The sequence below is a fragment of the Ruegeria sp. F5 genome (assembly GCF_056533845.1).
Map to the genome: position 1 here is coordinate 95,355 of NZ_JBQFOU010000001.1, position 15,620 is coordinate 110,974.

At 60.1% G+C, this 15,620-nt stretch carries 10 protein-coding genes; all 10 read left to right on the forward strand.

All coding sequences use genetic code 11. From position 1 onward, the window contains the following. Complete coding sequence (gene tssC, locus ACR0K1_RS00435) at positions 1-1,497, forward strand: type VI secretion system contractile sheath large subunit (protein ID WP_480611701.1); 1,497 nt, start codon at positions 1-3, stop codon at positions 1,495-1,497. 92 nt (positions 1,498-1,589) lie between these two features. After that, positions 1,590-2,084, forward strand: a complete 495-nt coding sequence (locus ACR0K1_RS00440; protein WP_480611699.1) for an Hcp family type VI secretion system effector — start codon at positions 1,590-1,592, stop codon at positions 2,082-2,084. Between the two features lie 80 nt (positions 2,085-2,164). Next, positions 2,165-2,986, forward strand: coding sequence for a type VI secretion system accessory protein TagJ (locus ACR0K1_RS00445; protein WP_480848031.1), 822 nt, complete (start codon positions 2,165-2,167; stop codon positions 2,984-2,986). Then, entirely contained in the window at positions 2,979-3,473 is a 495-nt protein-coding gene (tssE, locus tag ACR0K1_RS00450; protein WP_480611697.1) for a type VI secretion system baseplate subunit TssE, read from the forward strand. Before ACR0K1_RS00445 ends, tssE begins: the two co-directional genes overlap by 8 nt. Before the next feature lie 2 nt (positions 3,474-3,475). Next, positions 3,476-5,353, forward strand: a complete 1,878-nt coding sequence (tssF, locus tag ACR0K1_RS00455; protein ID WP_480848033.1) for a type VI secretion system baseplate subunit TssF — start codon at positions 3,476-3,478, stop codon at positions 5,351-5,353. Then, a complete protein-coding gene (gene tssG / locus ACR0K1_RS00460; protein WP_480611695.1) occupies positions 5,317-6,387 on the forward strand; it encodes a type VI secretion system baseplate subunit TssG in 1,071 nt (356 codons plus the stop codon). The genes tssF and tssG overlap by 37 nt, the downstream gene beginning before the upstream one ends. A gap of 2 nt (positions 6,388-6,389) precedes the next feature. Then, a complete protein-coding gene (gene tssH / locus ACR0K1_RS00465) occupies positions 6,390-9,107 on the forward strand; it encodes a type VI secretion system ATPase TssH (RefSeq protein ID WP_480611694.1) in 2,718 nt (905 codons plus the stop codon). A 48-nt stretch (positions 9,108-9,155) separates the two neighbouring features. Beyond that, the gene (locus ACR0K1_RS00470; protein ID WP_480611693.1) at positions 9,156-10,307 is read left to right on the forward strand and encodes a hypothetical protein; all 1,152 of its coding nucleotides are present in this window, start codon (positions 9,156-9,158) and stop codon (positions 10,305-10,307) included. Positions 10,308-10,376: 69 nt separating this feature from the next. Beyond that, on the forward strand, positions 10,377-11,231 hold the full coding sequence (locus tag ACR0K1_RS00475; protein WP_480611692.1) for an ion transporter: 855 nt from the start codon (positions 10,377-10,379) through the stop codon (positions 11,229-11,231). Next, positions 11,224-15,588: a type VI secretion system contractile sheath small subunit gene (gene tssB, locus ACR0K1_RS00480; RefSeq protein WP_480848037.1), complete on the forward strand. Its 4,365-nt coding sequence runs from the start codon at positions 11,224-11,226 to the stop codon at positions 15,586-15,588. Before ACR0K1_RS00475 ends, tssB begins: the two co-directional genes overlap by 8 nt. Positions 15,589-15,620 lie beyond the last annotated feature (32 nt).

The following is a 15,620-nucleotide window of genomic DNA, read 5'->3' on the forward strand; positions in this document are numbered from 1 at the left end:
ATGGCCGAAGAAGAAGCCAAGGTAGAAGCCGCCGAAGGCGCAACAGCATTTGGGTCCTCAGAGTTTGAAGCTCTGCTGACGAAAGAGTTCCGTCCAAAATCGGATCAGGCCAAAACCGCCGTTGAAAGCGCGGTCAAGACGCTGGCCGAGCAGGCGCTGGCCAATACCGGTCTGATTTCGGACGACGCGCTGCGTTCGATCGAAGGCATCATCGCCGAGATCGACAAGAAGCTGACCGAACAGGTCAACCTGATCCTGCACCATGCGGACTTTCAGCAGATGGAAAGCGCGTGGCGCGGGCTGCACTATCTGGTGAACAACACCGAAACCGACGAGATGCTGAAAATCCGCGTGATGAACATCTCGAAAAAGGACATGCACAAGACGCTGCGCAAGTTCAAAGGCACCGCGTGGGATCAGTCGCCGATCTTCAAGAAGCTCTATGAAGAGGAATTCGGCCAGTTCGGTGGTGAACCCTATGGCTCGCTGGTGGCCGACTATCATTTCGACCACAGCCCGCAGGATATCGAGCTGCTGGGCGAGATGTCCAAGATCGCAGCCGCAGCGCATGCGCCGCTGATCACCGGGGCCAAGCCCAGCCTGTTCCAGATGGACAGCTGGTCGGAACTGGCCAACCCGCGCGACCTGACCAAGATCTTCCAGACCCCGGAATATGCCGCATGGCGGTCCCTGCGCGAAAGCGAGGATTCCAAATATGTCGGCCTGGCGATGCCGCGTTTCCTGGGCCGTCTGCCCTATGGTTCCAAGACCGAACCGGTCGAGGAATTTGCGTTCGAGGAAGACACCAGCGGTGCCAACAGCGACAGCTATAGCTGGGTCAACGCGGCTTATGGCATGGCGGTGAACATCAACCGGTCGTTCAAGGAATATGGCTGGTGTTCGCGCATTCGCGGCGTGGAAAGCGGCGGTACGGTCGAAGGCCTGCCGGCGCATACTTTCCCGACCGACGATGGCGGCGTGGATATGAAGTGCCCGACCGAGATCGCAATCTCGGACCGGCGCGAGGCGGAACTGGCCAAGAACGGCATGATGCCCCTGATCCACCGCAAGAACAGCGATTCGGCGACCTTCATCGGCGCGCAATCGCTGCATAAACCCGCCGAGTATGACGATCCGGACGCAACCGCGAACGCCAATCTGGCGGCGCGCCTGCCCTACCTGTTCGCGACCTGCCGCTTTGCGCATTACCTGAAATGCATGGTGCGCGACAAAGTCGGCTCGTTCAAAAGCCGTCAGGACATGGAGTCCTGGCTGCAGGAGTGGATCAACCAATACGTGGATTTCAACGCCGATATCTCTGCCGAAGCAGAGAAAGCGCGCAAGCCGCTCGCCTCGGCCGAAGTGGTTGTTGAAGACGTTGAAGGGAACCCAGGATATTACACGTCCAAGTTCTTCCTGCGTCCGCATTACCAGCTCGAGGGTCTGTCGGTTTCGCTGCGTCTCGTTTCGAAACTTCCGTCAGAAAAAGCCGGTTAATTCGCAAAAAAATGGGTGGCATGTGAAGCGTTTCACTGCCGCCCGAACGGTGCTCCCGTAAACCAAAGCTACAGACATCAAAGGAACGGAAAATGGAAAACGTATTCATCAAAATGGACTTCCCTGGCGAGGCCCGGGAAAAAGGACACACGGACTGGATCGCTTGTAAAGAGATCAGCTGGAATGTGGAACGGACACTGGATATGGGCGACATGGGGACCACCCAGCGCGGATATGCCAATGCCAATTTCGGCAAGGTCGAGCTGAGCACTGAGCTGAGCAAAGCCTCGGCAAAACTGATGACCTATGTCGCTTCGGGCAAAGCCAATGCCGAGATGACAATCCACCTGTGCCGTTCGGGCGACGATGAAAAGAAAGGCATGGAGCCTTATCTGATCCTGACCCTGCGTGATGCCATCGTGGACAGTTATTCGGTGTCGGGTGGTGAAGAATCGATCCCGACCGAAAGCTGGACGGTTGCGTATCGCGGTATCTCGATCAAGTACAAGATCGCTGACTTCAAGACCGGCAAGCTCAGCGATTGCAACGAATTCAAATGGAACCTGGAAACCGGCGACGTCAGCTGATTTCCGGCCTGAAAGAATGGCTCTGGCGTGTTTTTTCGCCAGAGCCTTTGGTATTTTCATCCTGACTGCACGAGGGTTTCATGACGCCGGAAGAGCATCTTAAATCAGGCGATCTGGCGGCCACGCTGGCCACGTTGCAAGACAAGATCCGCGCCAATCCCGCAGACGCCAAGCTGCGGATTTTTCTGTTTCAGCTGCTCTGCGTCATGGGCGACTGGAAACGCGCGATCACGCAGCTGAAGCTGAGTGCGGAAATGGATGAAGCGGCCACGATGATGGCCAAGACCTATCGCGAGGCGATCATTTGCGAGGTTTATCGCGAAAAGGTCTTTGCGGGTGAAAAGACTCCGATGATTTTCGGCGAGCCGCAAGAGTGGCTGGCCCATCTGATCGAAGCGCAGAAACTGACGGCGGGCGGCCATTTCGATCAGGCGGCCGAGCTGCGCGGCAAGGCCTTCGATGCGGCACCCGCGACGTCCGGCACCGTGAATGGCGAGGCGTTCGAATGGATCGCCGATGCGGATATGCGTCTGGGTCCGGTGCTCGAAGTGATCGTGAACGGGCGTTATTTCTGGCTGCCTTTTGGGCAGATCGTCCGGCTGGATATCGAAGCGCCCAGCGATCTGCGCGATGCGGTCTGGACCGCCTGCACGCTGACGGTCGCCAGCGGTGGCGAGGTCGCGGCGCTGATTCCGACACGCTACGCGGGCACGACCGAACAGGGCGACGATGCCGCGCGTCTGGCGCGGGCGACAAGCTGGGTCGATGCCGGGGCGGATACGTTTGTGGGCCTGGGTCAGCGCCTGCTGGCCACCGACAAATCCGACGTCGCGCTGCTGGATATCCGCGAACTGGTACTGAATGTGGCCGCAGAGGCCGGGGAAACGGCGGGAGATGGCTGAGAAGACACTTGCCGAACGATTGCAACCTTCGCTTCTTGACCGGCTGACCGATGACGCGCCGGACCAGTTGAAGGAGGGGCGCGATGCACGTGTGATCGATGTCGGACGGCTTCGGGAAATCATCCAGCGCGATCTGTCCATGTTGCTCAACACTACGGATCAATCCGACCTGATTGATGAAGAGATTTATCCTTATGCGGCAAAATCCGTGCTGAATTACGGCATCCGGGAAACCTCGGGGTCGTTTTCCACCCTGTATCAGGCGCAGCGCATCCAGCAGTCGATTGCCGATTCGATCGAGGTGTTCGAGCCCCGGATCGTCAAAGGCTCGGTCTCAGTTGATTTGCGGTCCGAAAAGGGCTCGGGCGAGATGCATGTGGAATTCGACATCCGCGCCGTGATGTGGGCGCAGCCCATGCCGTTGGAACTGTATCTGCGCAGCCGGGTCGATGTGACCACCGGCGAAGTTGCGATTGAGCGGAGCTAGTCATGGACACACGGCTGCTCAAACATTACGAAACCGAACTGGCCTTTCTGCGCGAAATGGGCGCCGAGTTTGCCAGCGCCTATCCCAAGATAGCCTCGCGTCTGGGGATGGAAGGGATCGAGGTGGTCGATCCCTATGTGGAACGGCTGCTCGAGGGCAGCGCTTTTCTGGCCGCGCGGGTGCAGCTGGAACTGGAAATGCAGTTCCCGGCCTTCACCTCGAACCTGCTGGAAATCGTCTACCCGCATTATCTGGCCCCGACCCCGTCGATGATGATCGCGCAACTGGAGCCGGACGTGGCCAATGCCGCGCTGAAAGAAGGGTATCCGATTGCCCGGGGCTCGACCTTGCGGTCGCATCTGGCGGAAGGAGAACAGACGGCGTGCGAATTCACGACGTCGGCGGACCTGACGCTCTGGCCCATTGCGATCACCGAGGCCGAATATATCGACGGGCGCGGTGAACTGGTTGCGGCGGGTGTGGCCAAGGAAACCGATGCGCGGGCCGGTATCCGCCTGCGCCTGCACCGCACCGACGGCGAACCGATGGCGGATCTCGAGATGGACAGCCTGGTGCTGCATCTCGACACCCAAAGCGGCAAACCCTGGGCTTTGCACGAGCTGCTGAGCACCCAATGCGTCGGCCTGACCGGTCGGTCGACAGACCGGCGGGCGGACTGGGCCGTGCGCCTGCATGATGCGGATGTGGTTCCCAAAGGGTTCGAGCCGGAAGAAGCCCTGTTGCCGACCCCGCGCCAGTCCTTTGACGGCTATCGCCTGTTGCAGGAATATTTTGCAATGCCCGAACGGTTCCTGTTCGTGGAACTGACGGGCCTGAAACCGGCGCTGAAACAGTCGGCGGGCGATGATGTCGATATCTACATCCTGTTGCAGGACGGTATGCGCGACGTGGCCCCGGCGGTGACGCCCGCGGCCTTTGCCCTGAACGCGGTGCCTGCGGTGAATCTGTTCCACCGCCGCTGCGACCGGGTGCATATCACCCAGATGGACACCCAGCACCATGTCGTTCCGAACCGGACGGCGGGTCTGGACTATGAGGTTTTCTCGATCGAGCGGGTGACGGGCATCCAGTCGGACGAAGAAGGCGATATTCCCTTCCGCCCGTTCTACAGCGACACCGATCTGACGGCGGCGGGCGACAATCACTCGGCCTATTACACCATCAAGCGCCGAATGCGGCAGCGCAACGAAAAGGAACGGCTGCGCGGGGTGCGCACGTCTTATCTGGGCTCCGAGGTCTATCTGACGCTGGTGGACCGCGCGCAGGCGCCCTATCCGGGATCGCTGGATCAGTTGGCGGTTGAAGCCTTATGTTCCAACCGCGATCTGCCCATGTTGTTGGCGGCAGGCGGCGAGGATGTGTTCCATTTGCCCGATGGCGGGCCGGTCAAATCGGTGCGCACCCCGATCACGCCCACGCGGCCCCATGCAACGCTGGCGCAGGGCGATGCGGCGTGGAAGCTGATCAGCCATCTGAGCCTGAATTACCTGTCGATTGCGGGCGAGGGCCGGGAAGGCGGGTCTGGGGCGCTGCGCGAGTTGTTGGGAATCTACGCCCCGCTGGGCAACCGCGTGACCGAAAAACAGCTTGAAGGCGTGGTGTCCGTCACCAGCCGCCCCATCGTGCGCCGGATGAGCGACGAGGTGCTCAGCACCGCCGTGCGCGGGCTCGAGATTACGCTGGGCTTTGACGAAAGTTTTTACGAAGGGACAAGCGTTTACGTCCTGGGTGCTGTGCTGGAACGGTTCTTCCGCAAATACACGACGATCAACAGTTTCACCGAAACTGTGCTGAAAACCGAAAGAAGGGGAGAGATTGCCAGATGGCGACCGGCAGCCGGCCTGGGCAGGATCATCTGAGCCTGCTTGCCGCTCTGGCGGCGGACCCTGAAAGGCATCACGTCTTTCAGGCGCTTCGGGTGATCGAGGCGCATTATCACGATGCGCCGCGTCTGGGTGAATCCCGCCGCCCGCGCGAAGACCGGGTGCGGTTGGGTCAGGACGTGTCGCTGGCCTTTCCACCCAACACGCTGACGCGGTTCGAACCGGCCTCGGACACTCAACCCGGCAAGCTGAGCAATCTGTTCTTTGGCTTCTTTGGCCCGCAAGGCCCGCTGCCCCTGCATCTGACGGAATTTGCCCGCGACCGGCAGCGCAATCACCGCGACCCGACCTTTGTCGCTTTTGCCGACATGCTGACCCATCGAATGATGAGTCTGCTCTATCGTGCGTGGTCGGCCGCCGAGCCGGCGCCCAGTTTCGACCGGGGCGACGATCCGTTCGAGCAGCGCGTGGCGGCCTTGGCGGGGTTCAAGGGCGGCGATTTCAGCGACCGCGACGCGATGTCGGACATGCTGCGCCGGTTTTTCGCCGGGCATCTGGGATCGGGCACCAAGACGGTTGAGGGGCTGGTCGCGATCATCTCGGATTATTTCGGGGTCGATGCGCATGTGCAGCAATTCGTCGGCTCGTGGCTGGAGCTTGAACCCGATGACACCTGGCAGTTGGGCGGCCCGGCGCGTCTGGGTCAGTCGACCAGCATCGGCAACCGGGTCTGGTCGCGCTCGGCCAAGTTCCGCATTCGGATCGGGCCGGTGTCGCTGCCGGATTACAAGCGACTGCTGCCCGGCGGCGTGTCGCAACAGCGGCTGGAATCTATACTGCGGACTTACGTGGGCGACACGCTGGATTGGGAGGTCAATCTGGTTCTCGCCGGTGATGAAGTCCCGCGCGCGTCCCTTGGGGGGACGACGCAGCTGGGTCACACAAGCTGGATCAAGACCCGCGACGACCCCGATGAAACTCGACCGGATGCGGACGATCTGATCCTCTATCCCGGATATATGAACCAAGAATTTGAGGCCGAAGAACCGGCCCGCAACGAGAGGTATTGAAGATGACGGAAATCAGCCGTGTGTCGCTGTTCGGCAAGCTGAACAAGCTGGGCTATCAGGCGATCGAAGGGGCCACCGTGTTCTGCAAGATGCGGGGCAATCCTTATGTCGAGATTCAGCATTGGCTGCATCAGATCCTGAACGGTCAGGACAGCGACATTCACCGCATCATTCAGCATTACGATCTGGACCCGGGCAAGATTGCCTCGGAACTGACCCGCTCGCTGGACATGCTGCCGCGCGGGGCGTCCTCGATCTCGGACCTCAGCGATCACCTGATGGACGCGATGGAGCGCGGCTGGGTTTGGGGCTCGTTGCTTTATTCCGACAGCAAGGTGCGGACGGGCTATCTGATTTTGGGCATGCTCAAGACGCCCGCGCTGCGCAACATTCTGGCCAGTATGTCGCCGGAACTGGCCAAGATCGGCGCGGATGATCTGGCTGATAATTTTGCCGAGGCCACCGATGGCTCGCCCGAGGACAGCTTGGGTGCGCAGGATGGCTCGAATGTGGGTGGCGGGGCCGAACCCGGCGAGGCCAGCGGCGCGATGGCCCCCGGCGCGATGGGTAAAGGGGAAGCGCTGGAGCAGTTCTGCACCGATCTGACCGAACAGGCCCGCAATGGCGAGATTGACCCAATTGTGGGCCGGGATGAGGAAATCCGTCAGATCGTCGACGTGCTGATGCGCCGCCGTCAGAACAACCCGATCCTGACCGGTGAGGCCGGTGTGGGTAAAACCGCCGTGGTCGAAGGCTTCGCCCTGCGGATCGCGCGTGGCGACGTACCCCCGGCGCTGAAAGACGTACGCTTGCTGGTGTTGGATGTGGGCCTGCTGCAGGCGGGCGCGTCGATGAAGGGCGAGTTTGAAAATCGTCTGCGTCAGGTGATCGATGAGGTGCAGGCCAGCCCCACTCCGATTGTGATGTTCGTAGATGAAACCCATACGCTGGTCGGCGCGGGTGGCGCGGCAGGCACCGGCGACGCGGCCAACCTGCTGAAACCGGCACTGGCGCGCGGCACTTTGCGCACCATCGGCGCGACCACATGGGCCGAATACAAGAAATACATCGAAAAAGACCCGGCCCTGACCCGGCGTTTTCAGGTCGTGCATGTCGAGGAACCGGATATTCCAAAGGCGGTTCTGATGATGCGCGGCATCGCCTCGATGCTGGAAAAACACCATCGGGTACAGGTGCTGGATGAAGGGATCGAGGCGGCGGTGACGCTGTCGGCGCGCTATATCCCGGCGCGGCAATTGCCGGACAAATCGGTCAGCCTGCTGGATACGGCCTGCGCGCGCGTTGCCGTTTCGCAGCACGCGGTTCCCGCCGAGGTCGATGACAGCCAACGCCGGATCGAGGCGCTGACCACCGAGCTCGAAATCATCGAACGCGATGAAACCGCAGGCTATGACGTCGCCGACCGGCGCGAGGCGGTGAATGCCGCGAAAGAGGCGGAAGAGGCGCGGCTGGCCGAACTCACAAGGCGCTGGGACGCCGAAAAGAAGGTGGTCGAAGAAATCCTCGACCTGCGGGCCAAATTGCGCGCAGGCGGGCAGGAAGTCGAAGGCACCGGCACCGCCGAAGGCGAGGCCGCGACCGAGGAAGCCCCGGACGTGCAACCCATCGACCGCGAAGCTCTGCTGGCTGAACTCAAGGCCAGGAACGCAGAACTGGAACAGGTGCAGGGCGACAGCCCGCTGATCCTGCCTATCGTCGATCATCAGGCGGTGGCCAGCGTGGTTGGTGACTGGACCGGTATCCCCGTCGGCCGCATGGTCAAGGATGAGATCGACACGATCCTGAACCTCGAAGACCGTCTGGCGCAGCGGGTGATCGGTCAGGACCACGCGATGAGGATGATCGCCAAGCGGGTGCAGACCAGCCGGGCCGGTCTGGACAATCCGAACAAGCCCATCGGCGTCTTCATGCTGGCGGGTACCAGCGGGGTCGGCAAGACCGAAACCGCGCTGGCACTGGCCGAGGTGCTGTATGGCGGCGAACAGAATGTCATCACCATCAACATGTCCGAGTATCAGGAAGCCCACACTGTCAGCAGTCTGAAAGGCGCGCCTCCGGGCTATGTCGGTTATGGCGAAGGCGGGGTGCTGACCGAGGCGGTGCGGCGCAAGCCCTATTCGGTGGTGCTGCTGGACGAGGTGGAAAAGGCCCACCCGGACGTGCACGAGATTTTCTTTCAGGTCTTCGACAAGGGCGTGATGGAGGATGGCGAAGGCCGCGTGATCGACTTCAAGAACACGCTGATCCTGCTGACCTCGAATGTCGGCACCGAGATGATCATGGACATGTGCGCCGACCCCGATCTGATGCCCGACCCCGAAGGCATGGCCAAGGCGCTGCGCGACCCGATGCTCAAGGTCTTTCCGCCCGCGCTGCTTGGGCGTCTGGTGACGATCCCCTATTATCCGCTCAGCCCGGACATGCTGGGCGAGATCACCAAGCTGCAACTGGGCCGCATCCAGAAACGGGTCAGCCAGGCCCATGGCGTGCCGTTCGAATATACCGACGCTGTGGTCGAAGAGATCGTCAACCGCTGTCAGGAGCTCGACAGTGGTGGGCGCATGATTGATGCCATCGTGACCAACACGATGCTGCCCGATATCTCGACCGAATTTCTGAAAAGAATGATGGAAGGTGAAGAAGTTGCCAAAGTCGTGATCGACGTCACAGACGGCGACTTCAGTTATGGGTTTGACTAAGGGCGATCAACCAAAGGTCGTATCACATACCACAACAGGAGAGAGACGATGGCTGCATTCACAACAAGCGCGCAACTGAACATCGGGTACAAGGGCAAGATGTTCAAACAACCAAAATGCGAGTTCACCGTGGCCCATGCCGTGCCCGAGGGCGAGGACGAGACCGAAACCAAGCTGCTTCGCGCAGCCTATGCCAAGCTGTGGGAAAAGAACTTTACCAAGCTTGAGAAAAAGCGCTCGGCCGAGTTCAAAAAGGCAATGGACGGAACCGAAAAGGACATCGAGAAAAAGGACTATTCGGAAGACCAGCTGAAGAAGTTCATCGAAACCGCAAACCAGCTGATCAAGCAGGGTCTCAAGACCTTTCAGAGCGAGGTCCAGTCGCTGGCGACGACCTGCATGGAACAGGTCTATGACTATGTCGAGAAGAAGCTGAAAAAGAAGATGACCCGCAAGAAGATCAAGACGGGTCTGAAAATCACCGCGCTGGTGTTGATCACGCTGGCGGTCGCGGCGGCCTCGATCGCGGCGACGGTTCTGACCGGCGGCGTGGCCGCGGTTGTAATCGCTGCGGCCATCGGCACCGGCATCGGGGCGCTGGTGTCCAGCGGCAAGATCATCAAGAAGGAATATGACAGCTACAAGGGTTTCCTGGACAAGATCGAAAAGGACATCAACGCAATCACCAAGGCTGTCGAGTATCAGGAGAAAAAGAAGAAAGCGTCGGAATTCCGCAAGCTGGGGCCGAAGGAAAAGGTCAAGCTGCTGATGGCTGGCACTTCGGGCCACGTGAAATCGCTGAAAAAGCACCTTGAGGATGGTGCCACGCGCATGCTGCTGATGCGCAAGCACATGAATGAGGCGCTGGTGAAAGCAAATGAAGCCCGCGAAAACGCCGACAAGATGAAAGGCCACCCGGACAAAGCCATCTCGGCCGAGGCTGCCGAGGCGGAACGTCTTGCAAAGGAAATGGCCTACAAGCTGGAAAAATTCGAAACCAAAAAGAAGAAATATGATGAGCTGAAAGCCGAGGCCGCAAAGGTCATCAAGGACCTTGAGACCAAGGGCATCTGGGATGGCGGCAAGCTGTCCAAAGCGATCAAATTCGCGGAAGATCACGAAGACACGGCAAACTTCATGATCAGCGCAGGCAAGGCGCTGGCTAAATCCGGTGCAAAGATTGTGAAGGCCGTAAAGTAAGTTGACTATCGCGGGCAGCGCCGGGGCTCAGATCCGGCGCTGTCTGTACGGTTCAAAGGAGTGAGCCCGTTGGAATCCAGTACGGCCCCTGATCCCTCGCTGCGCGAACGTGCCCGGGAATTCGTCGAACGCCGGGCCGTGACCAATACGATTCTGGGCGTGATCATTTTCAATGCGATCACGCTGGGCCTGTCCACGTCTCCGTCAATTCAGGCCAATGTCGGACACATCCTGCGCGTCATCGATACGATTGTACTGGGTATCTTTGTCGCCGAGCTGCTGGTGAAATTTTATGCTTACCGGCTGAGTTTCTTTAACAACGCGTGGAATATCTTTGACCTTGTGGTCGTGACGCTGGGCCTGTTGCCCAACCGCGATGGTCTGTCCGCCCTGCGGGGGTTGCGGGTCATCCGGGCGATGCGTCTTTTGTCGGTCATACCGCAGATGCGCGCGGTGGTGCAGGCACTGCTGGATGCGCTGCCCGGCATGGGCGCGGTGATCATCATGATCTCGATCGTGTTCTATGTCTTCGCCGTCATGGCCACGTTGATGTATGGCCCCGATTTCCCCGAATGGTTCGGGTCGCTGGGCCGCTCGCTCTATTCGCTGTTCCAGATCATGACGCTGGAAAGTTGGTCGATGGGCATCGTCCGACCGGTGATGGAGGTGCATCCCACCGCCTGGATTTTCTTTGTGCCCTTCATCGTGATCACCGCGTTTTCGGTGCTGAACCTGTTCATCGGTCTGCTGGTCAATACGATGCAATCGGCGGTGGAGGATGAGTCGGTCGAAGAGTTCTCGCATCTGCGCGAGCTTGTGCGCAGCGAAACCGACGTTGTCGACGACCGCGTCAAGGAACTGCTGGTCGAGGTCAAAGCCCTGCGCCACGAAGTGGCGGAACTGAAAGGGCAGGACGATGGCTGACAGTTCGCAGAAATTCATCGCCCGCAACCGGGCGCCCAGGGTTCAGATCGAATATGACGTGGAGCTTTACGGCGCTCAGAAAAAGGTGCAGCTGCCCTTTGTCATGGGCGTGCTCAGCGACCTGTCGGGCAAGTCCACGGTTAAAACCCCAACGGTCTCGGATCGCAAGTTCCTTGAGATCGACGTCGATAATTTCGACAACCGGATGAAGGCGATGGCCCCGCGCGTTGAATTTGCGGTTCCGAACACGCTGACGGGCGAGGGCAATCTGGCGGTCGATCTGACGTTCGAGAAGATGGCCGATTTCTCCCCCGCGCAGATCGCAGCCAAAATTGAACCGTTGCGCAAACTTCTGGACGCGCGGACGCAGCTGTCGACCCTGATGGCCTATATGGACGGCAAGGCCGGGGCCGAGGCGCTGATCGAGAAAATACTGGCCGACCCGGCGCTGCTGGGCGCGCTTGCCAGCAGCCCGGTCGAAGGTCACGACACGCAGGCAACGCTGGATGCCCTGCGCGACCTGGCCCCGGATGACGCGCCCGAGGATCGTTCGGTCGAGAATGCGCTGGCCTCGGTGCCCGAGGTTGAGGCTGTCGAAGAACAGGAAAGCTCGGCCAACGTGCTGTCAGACCTTGCCGCCAGCGCATCGGATGAAGAACCGGAAGATACCGCGCTTGAGGATGCTCTGTCCTCCCTGCCGGACGCACCCGAAGCTGAGACCGAGGATACAACCTCTGACGTCCTGACCGATCTGGCCAGCACCGCACCTGAGGACGCGCCGCAGGAAAACTCGGTCGAAGATGCGCTGTCGTCCATTCCAGAAGTTGCGGTTGAAGAGGCCCCGGACGGTTCGGCCGATATTTTGTCCGGACTCGCGGACATGGCACCGGAAGAGGCCGAAGATACCTCCGCGGCAGACGTGCTGTCTTCCCTGCCCGAGGTTGAGGACAGCGACGAACAGGATCAAAGCGACGATATTCTGGCCGGTCTTGCGGATCAGGCCCCCGAACCGGTTGCCGAGGACAGTGCGGTTGAAGATGCCTTGTCTTCGATCCCCGAAACAGCCGAAACCGTCGAGGAAGATCATTCCGACATCCTGACCGAACTTTCCGAGGCCGCGCCGGAGGATGACGGCGACGACAACAGTGATCTTGATGATCTGCTGGGCGACCTCGCCGATATGGCCCCGGAGGAGGAGGGGGATACATCTGCTGTGGATGCGTTGTCATCGCTGCCTGAAGTTGAAGAAACTACAGACGAAGATCATTCGGACATTCTGACCGGTTTGGCCGAAGCCGCGCCGGTGGAAGAGGGCGAAGACGACAGCGAATTGGATGATCTGCTCGGTGAACTCGCCGATCTTGCCCCGGAGGAGGGTGAGGATACAGCTGCCGCCGACGCGTTGTCGTCGTTGCCGGACGTTGAGGAGACGGCAGAGGAGGATCATTCGGACATTCTGACGGACCTGGCCGAGGCTACGCCGGAAGCCGAAGCCGAAGATGACAGCGATTTGGATGACCTTTTGGGTGATCTGGCCGATCTTGCGCCCGAGGACTCGGATGAAGCGGAAGTCACGGACGACATTCTTGCCTCTATGCCGGAAGCGGAGCCGGATGAGGTCGTTGACATCTCCGATGACGTGTTGGGCGATCTGGCGGATGCGGCACCCGAGGACGGTGGCGAAGACGACGATGATCTGGAGACTTTGCTGGGCGATCTGGCCGGGGATGCACCGGAAGACGCTGAAGAAGATGATGTTGATCTGGATGATCTGCTTGGCGATCTGACATCCGACGAAGAACCGGATGAGGATGGAGCAGAGGAGGATGAACTGGAGTCAGTTCTTGGCGATCTTGGAACGGATGCGGATGAGGCAAGCCTCGATGATCTCGATCTGGATGGTCTTTTGGATGAAGACGAAACCTCGGACGAAGAGACCGAGGCGGAGAGTACGGACGAAGAACTGGATTTAGACCTCGACGATCTTTTGGGTGAGGACGCGCCCTCCGACGATGGGGAAACCGAAGAAACCTCTGACATTGATCTGGACGATCTGGACCTTGACGATCTGCTCGGCGATGACGCGCTGTCTGATGAGGCGGACTCTGCCGCCGAAGAGATTGATCTGGATGATTTAGATCTGGACGGCCTGTTGGATGAGGACGAAGAGACCGAGGCCGAGGGCACGGATGAGGATCTGGATTCAGACCTCGACGACCTGTTGGGCGTGGATGCGCCCTCCGGCGACGGGGAAACCGAAGGAACGTCTGACATTGATCTGGACGATCTGGACCTTGACGATCTGCTCGGCGATGACGCGCTGTCTGATGAGGCGGACTCTGCCGCCGAAGAGATTGATCTGGATGATATCGATCTGGACGGCCTGTTGGATGAAACCGATGATGAGGACGGAACTTCTGCGGACGATCTGGATCTGGACCTCGACGACCTGTTGTCCGATGACGACACGGAAGATGCAGCCCCGGAACCGGACACCGCGCCAGAAGACGCGAAGCCAAGCGGAGAGCCTGCGCTCGCCTTTGGCCGGATGAGCGCCGACAGGCCCGACCCCGAGCGGCTGAAACGCACCCGGTTCCGTATCGCGATCTTTGGTGATTTCACCGGCCGGTCTGCCCGCGGGCAAATTGAAACCGGGGATGCGCTGGCCGCGCGCAAGCCGATCCTGCTGGACCCGGATACGGTCGAGGATGTGATTTCCAGCTTCGCCACCACGCTGGTTCTGCCCATCGGCAAGGACGGTGCAGGGATCGAGGTCAAGCTCAAGGAACTGGACGATCTGCATCCGGATGAACTCTATGAAAAGGTTGAGCTTTTCGATGGATTGTCCGGTCTGAAAAGCCAGCTCAGCGCCGGGGCCACCGCTGATCACGCGGCGAAGCAGCTGATTGCCTGGGGGGAAGAGTTCGGACAGGCGGTGGTGCCTCCGCGTAAAACTTCCGGCGGCAATACCGTGCGGGCCGATCTGAAACTGAGCGATTTTCAGAAGCTGATCGGCGACACCGGCTGGGAACTGGCGCAGCCGTCTCCGGTGGACGATCTGCTGAAACGCGTGGTCGGGCCGCATATCCGCAAGCTGCCCAGCCCCGATGTCTCCGCCATGCAGACGGCGGTGGATGAGGCGCTGAGCGCGGCGATGCGGATGGTATTGCACCACCCCGAGTTCCAGTCGGTTGAGGCGCAGTGGCGCAGCCTCGATCTGATCGCACGCAGTGTCGAGGATGACGATACGCTGGACGTGATCCTGTATGACGTTTCCGCAGAAGAAATCGCCGCCGATCTGGTAGCGGAAGAAGATCTCGCCAAAACCGGGCTGGTGCGCCTGCTGACCGAAGAACCGCTGGACGAAGAAAACGGGCGCGGAGGCTATTCGGCGTTGATCGGGCTTTATACGTTCGAGGAAACCCCGCCCCATGCCGAATTGCTGGGCCGCGTGGGCCGGGTCGCGGCGCATGTGGACGCGCCCTTCATCAGCGCCATCACGCCGGGCTATCTGGACATCAAGAAAGAGGATCGCCACCCGCTGGTGGTCAAGGCCTGGGACATGTTCCGCGCCATGCCCGAGGCGGGGCATGTGGGGCTGGCCTCGCCCCGGTTCCTGCTGCGACGGCCTTATGGGGCCAAGTCGGAACCGATCTACGAATTCGATTTCGAGGAGTTCACAGAGACCGAAGGCCTGCGCGGCATGCTCTGGGCCAATCCGGCGGTGCTGGTGACGATCCTGCTGGCACGCTCGTTCAGGCAGAATGGCAAGGCGATGAACCTCGGCTCGGTCATGAGCCTTGGCGGCATACCATACCATTTCGTCAATGACCGCTACGGCGATCAGGTCGCGCTGCCCTGTACCGAGCGCAACATCACGTTGGAAAAACACGAACATTCGGTGCAGCGCGGTTATATGCCGGTGCTATCGGTCAAGGGACGGGACGAAATACGGCTGGGTTCGTTCAACTCGGTCGCCGGGCAGGAGATTCTGGGCCCGTGGACCGGCGTTCCGGTGCCCGAACCGTCACCGGATGTTCCGCCAGAGCCGGAAGCCGACGATACATCGGATGATGAGGATGATTTCGATCTGGATACGGATATGGACGACGACATCTCGGATCTCGACCTCGGCGACGATGATGCGGATGACGACGACGATGATCCGGAACTGGCGGCCCTGATGGCCGATCTGGCGGGCGGCGGCGACGCCGCCGAAGACGAAGATGATGCGGGCGATCTGGATGATTTCCTGTCGTCCTTCGGGGATGATGATGACGTCGACTTTGGCGATGGGTCCGAAGATGGCGAAGAAGAAATGGACCCGGAACTGGCTGCCCTGCTGGCTGATCTGTAACGGCGTACGGAACGAGATTTGGAAGGAACGGT

Excerpts from the sequence above, each read along its gene's own strand:
- ACR0K1_RS00440 (WP_480611699.1), top strand. The coding sequence starts at position 1,590 with ATGGAAAACGTATTCATCAAAATGGACTTCCCTGGCGAGGCCCGGGAA.
- tssB (WP_480848037.1), top strand. The coding sequence starts at position 11,224 with ATGGCTGACAGTTCGCAGAAATTCATCGCCCGCAACCGGGCGCCCAGG.
- tssG (WP_480611695.1), top strand. The coding sequence starts at position 5,317 with ATGGCGACCGGCAGCCGGCCTGGGCAGGATCATCTGAGCCTGCTTGCC.
- tssH (WP_480611694.1), top strand. The coding sequence starts at position 6,390 with ATGACGGAAATCAGCCGTGTGTCGCTGTTCGGCAAGCTGAACAAGCTG.
- ACR0K1_RS00445 (WP_480848031.1), top strand. The coding sequence starts at position 2,165 with ATGACGCCGGAAGAGCATCTTAAATCAGGCGATCTGGCGGCCACGCTG.
- ACR0K1_RS00470 (WP_480611693.1), top strand. The coding sequence starts at position 9,156 with ATGGCTGCATTCACAACAAGCGCGCAACTGAACATCGGGTACAAGGGC.
- tssC (WP_480611701.1), top strand. The coding sequence starts at position 1 with ATGGCCGAAGAAGAAGCCAAGGTAGAAGCCGCCGAAGGCGCAACAGCA.
- tssF (WP_480848033.1), top strand. The coding sequence starts at position 3,476 with ATGGACACACGGCTGCTCAAACATTACGAAACCGAACTGGCCTTTCTG.
- tssE (WP_480611697.1), top strand. The coding sequence starts at position 2,979 with ATGGCTGAGAAGACACTTGCCGAACGATTGCAACCTTCGCTTCTTGAC.